Raw genomic sequence first — 3,927 nt, forward strand, 5'->3', positions numbered from 1 at the left:
TATAAAGATAGTATTGGAAAAATCTTAAAAAAAATTAATAAAATCTATGGCGGCGTCCTAGTAGCTGATAAAGTAAAAATCAACCTTCAAATTCAAGCAGCAAAAGCAGAATAATTAAGGTTAATCACAAAAGGTTTCAGGCGTGAATCCACAAAGGAGTTCACGCCTGATATTTGTAATTGAATAAATATAAAAAACTAAACGATCAATCGATCTAGCTCTTCTTTCAAAAACTTAGCAAGCTCTAACATTCCAAATTTTCCTGCCCTTGCTTCCGCCTCAGAATTATAATTAGTATTTGTATTGATGTCATACGTATAAATTTCGCCTGCTCCATTACGAATAAATTCAATGCCGGCTACTTGAATCTGGTTAGCAGCAAGTACCTGCTCATACTTATTAATAATTGGGTCTGAAAAACCAGTAATGATTTCAAATTTTGGTTTCTCTTCCTTCTCTTCACCAACTGGACAAAATAAATCACCAATCTGGCAGGCATCTGCCGGGCATAATTGAAATCCTTCAGATGTATCTACTTTGACTGCATATATGAATTTACCACCAATAAATTCGCAGCGAGTAATAAAACTCTCTGGTGCTTGTATGTAATCTTGAATTAATGTTATGCCATCCACTGGTTCTTCGAAAGCAGTTCCCTCTACATAGTTTTTTAATCCCTCTAAGGATTGAAAAAGCTGAACACCCAACCCTTTCCCGGCTCGGTTATGTTTTGTGATAAAAGGTTTATCCATAAATTCAACTGCCGCCTCAAGGATTTGCTCCTTTCCTACGGCTGCGATGGTTCGAGGTGTTTGGATTCCGTATTTATTTAGTTCTAAGTATTGAATAACCTTACTAACTTCCAGCTGAAGGGCTCGTGATCCGTTAATAACTTTTCTGCCGTGCGCATCAAGCCAGGATAGGACTTGTCCAGCAAATTCGGGCGCAAACCGATGACCTCTTGTATGTGAGGACGCACTCATCCGGTTATAAAAAACCCCTTCAGGTGGTTCTTTTGAAAGGTCGAGACGTCCGCTGTCTAGATGCCATTCTTCATAGGGCACACCTAGTTCGTCCAAACGCTTCGTTAAATGAATGGTCCAGTCGCTATTTTCATGGATGATATATATTTTTTTCAAAAGAAAAAACCCCCCTCGTGCAGTTTATATTTTATTACTTTTATGCACCTAAATTGCGGAAAATAATCATCTTATAAAGTCTCATACTACTATAATTTTAGAATTCTATTAACGATTTGTGAAGTAAGAAATCGGGTTCTGAATTATTTTTCCCTAAGATTTGATAAAATTTTACAAAAACAATAGATTTGCCGTCGATTTATATGCAAACTACCATAGTAATTGTCAGAATAAATAGAAAAAATGAAGAGAATTTCCTATTGTTTTGTTTCAATTTTCGAAATATTATTTACTAGCAAGCTATAAAAATTAGGAGGAGTTTTATGAAGAAACTATTAAAAACAGGTCTATCCACCGCAATAATGGCTGGTACATTGTTTGCCGGATTTCCGGGAAACTATGCTAGTTCATCAGGTGGATCTCTACCAAAAAGTCCGACCACAGTTTCTCATTCTTATGGGTCACTAGACTTAGCTGTGGTAAATGAGGACAAATTGCTAGAGTCACTAATTAAACAAGGTATTATCTCTAAGGATGCATCAACTGCGGAGCAGCAAAAGGCCTTGCACAATTATTTAGAGTTAAAAGGGAAACAAGATAAAGTAAAAGAATCTGATCCACTCGCGGCGAAAGTAAAAGCTGCTGAAGCAGAAAAACAACATAAATTTAAAGATTTTAATAACGGCCTTTTAAAAGGAAAAGGAAACAAATACGGTCAGTTAAAAGGGAATCCGGATCCTGTTCAAGAAGGTACATCTCCAGGAATTAAAAAACAGGGTAAACTTTTAACATTGGTAGTTGAATTTTCTGATCTTCCACATAATAGCATCAAAAAAGGTGAAACGGACAACTATTATGAGGACTATTCCATTGACCACTTTGAGGATATGATTTTTGGCGAAAATGGAGTAACTGGTCCGAATGGTGAAAATCTTGTTTCCCAAAAGCAATATTATGAACAGCAATCAGGTGGCACATATACTGTAGATGGACAAGCATATGGTTGGCTAAAAGTACCTGGTACAGCAGCATACTATGGCGGTGACAAAGCATCCGGTGGTCATGATAATGTTACACCTGGAGGCTCTAAAAAATTAGTTGTTGATACTTATGCTGCTGCTATAGCTGCAGGAGTTCCTTTACAAGATTATGATTTAGAAGATCCACATGATTTAGATGGAGACGGTAACTTTTGGGAGTCAGATGGATTAGTAGACCACTTACAGATTATTCACTCTGGTATGGGTCAGGAAGCTGGTGGAGGTAAACAAGGCAATAACGCCATATGGTCTCACCGTTCTGCTAAGCTAGTTGATCCAGACGGACTTGGTAAAGGATTACCTGGCTTCTATGATTACACAATGATGCCAGAAGATGGAGCAACCGGTGTTTTCGCTCATGAATATGGTCATGACTTAGGTCTCCCAGACGAATATGATACAGTTTACTCCGGTCAAGGGGAGGCAAACGAATATTGGTCAATTATGTCAAGTGGCTCGTGGGCAGGAAAAATTCCTGGTGCAGAACCAACCGGCTTCTCTCCTTGGGCAAAACAATATTTCCAATCTACACTTGGAGGTAAATGGACAGCACCAGCAGTAGTAAACTGGGAAGATGTCTCCACAAAAGGAACACAATTCTTACTTGATCAAGCAAATTCACCACTAGGACAAAACAACCAAGCCATTCGTGTGAATTTACCCGGAAAGAAAACTCCTGTAAACACACCTGCTTCTGGTAGTTTTGAATTCTGGGGCGGCCAAAAAGATGAAATGGATACAAATATGGTAACAGACGTTGATTTAACAGGAAAAGCATCAGCTACTCTAACATTTGATGCATGGTATGATATTGAAGAACAATGGGATTTTGGGTTTGTCCAAGTATCGACCGATAATGGTGCCACTTGGAAATCATTAGGTAATGCACATACACGATCAGATGTTGTCTCTGAAGGATACCCATCAATCTTAACATCTATGCCTGGGTTTACTGGTAAATCCAATGGTTGGGAACCACAGTCTTTTGACCTATCAAGTTATGCAGGTCAAAAAATCAAACTTCGCCTTCGCTATGCAACTGATTGGGGTACCTCATTTGTTGGATTCTTTGCAGATAACATCAAGGTGGTCGCAGATGGCAAAACAGTTTTAGAGGATGGTGGAGAAAATACAACCTCTCCGTTTGCATTAAATGGATTCACAAAAATGGATGGAAATAAACTTACAAACCATTACTATTTACTAGAATGGCGAAACCATAAAGGGGTCGACGAGGGTCTAGCCCATATTAAACGCGGTAATTCATTAATGAGTTATGATGGTGGTTTAGTAGTCTGGTATGTTGATGACAGCTATACTGACAACTGGACTGGTATTCACCCAGGCGACGGCTTCCTAGGCGTTGTCGATGCTCACCTTGGGTCTAGTATAAAATTAAGCAATGGGAATGAAGCTATCTCACGTTTTCAAGTCGCAGATGCTGCATTTGGATTAAATCCTACATCAGGATTAAATATTAGTTATCCTACTTACTCGATACTCTTCCCGAGTCAAGAAGCTGTGTCACTTTTTGATGATAGTAAATCTTTCTTAAATCCATTTATGCCGGATGCGGGCCGAAATATCGGTAACTTCGGACTAAAAGTCCGTGTAAACGGACAAGCCAAAGATAAATCAGTTGGATCTATCGTAATCTATAAGTAATTAAATGAGTCCCACCTTCTTACTCTAGAAGGCGGGACTTTTTTAGGGTCGAATTGTAACTCTCGTGCCATTTGGTACTATAT

Annotated in this window: 2 protein-coding genes; one reads left to right on the plus strand and one right to left on the minus strand. The window is 38.7% G+C overall.

What is annotated here, in order from left to right:
• Positions 1-197: 197 nt before the first annotated feature.
• Positions 198-1,139, minus strand: coding sequence for an ATP-grasp domain-containing protein (locus tag V7659_RS07315; protein WP_335539081.1), 942 nt, complete (start codon positions 1,137-1,139; stop codon positions 198-200).
• A gap of 323 nt (positions 1,140-1,462) precedes the next feature.
• Between V7659_RS07315 and V7659_RS07320 the strand changes: the two genes are divergently transcribed.
• Complete coding sequence (locus tag V7659_RS07320; RefSeq protein ID WP_335539082.1) at positions 1,463-3,844, plus strand: immune inhibitor A domain-containing protein; 2,382 nt, start codon at positions 1,463-1,465, stop codon at positions 3,842-3,844.
• The last annotated feature ends 83 nt before the right edge of the window (positions 3,845-3,927 follow it).

The organism is Neobacillus drentensis, assembly GCF_036966985.1.
Classification (GTDB): Bacteria; Bacillota; Bacilli; order Bacillales; family Cytobacillaceae; genus Neobacillus; species Neobacillus drentensis_E.

Bases quoted from the DNA above. Each gene is read 5' to 3' on its own strand.
- V7659_RS07320 (WP_335539082.1), top strand. From the start codon at position 1,463: ATGAAGAAACTATTAAAAACAGGTCTATCCACCGCAATAATGGCTGGT.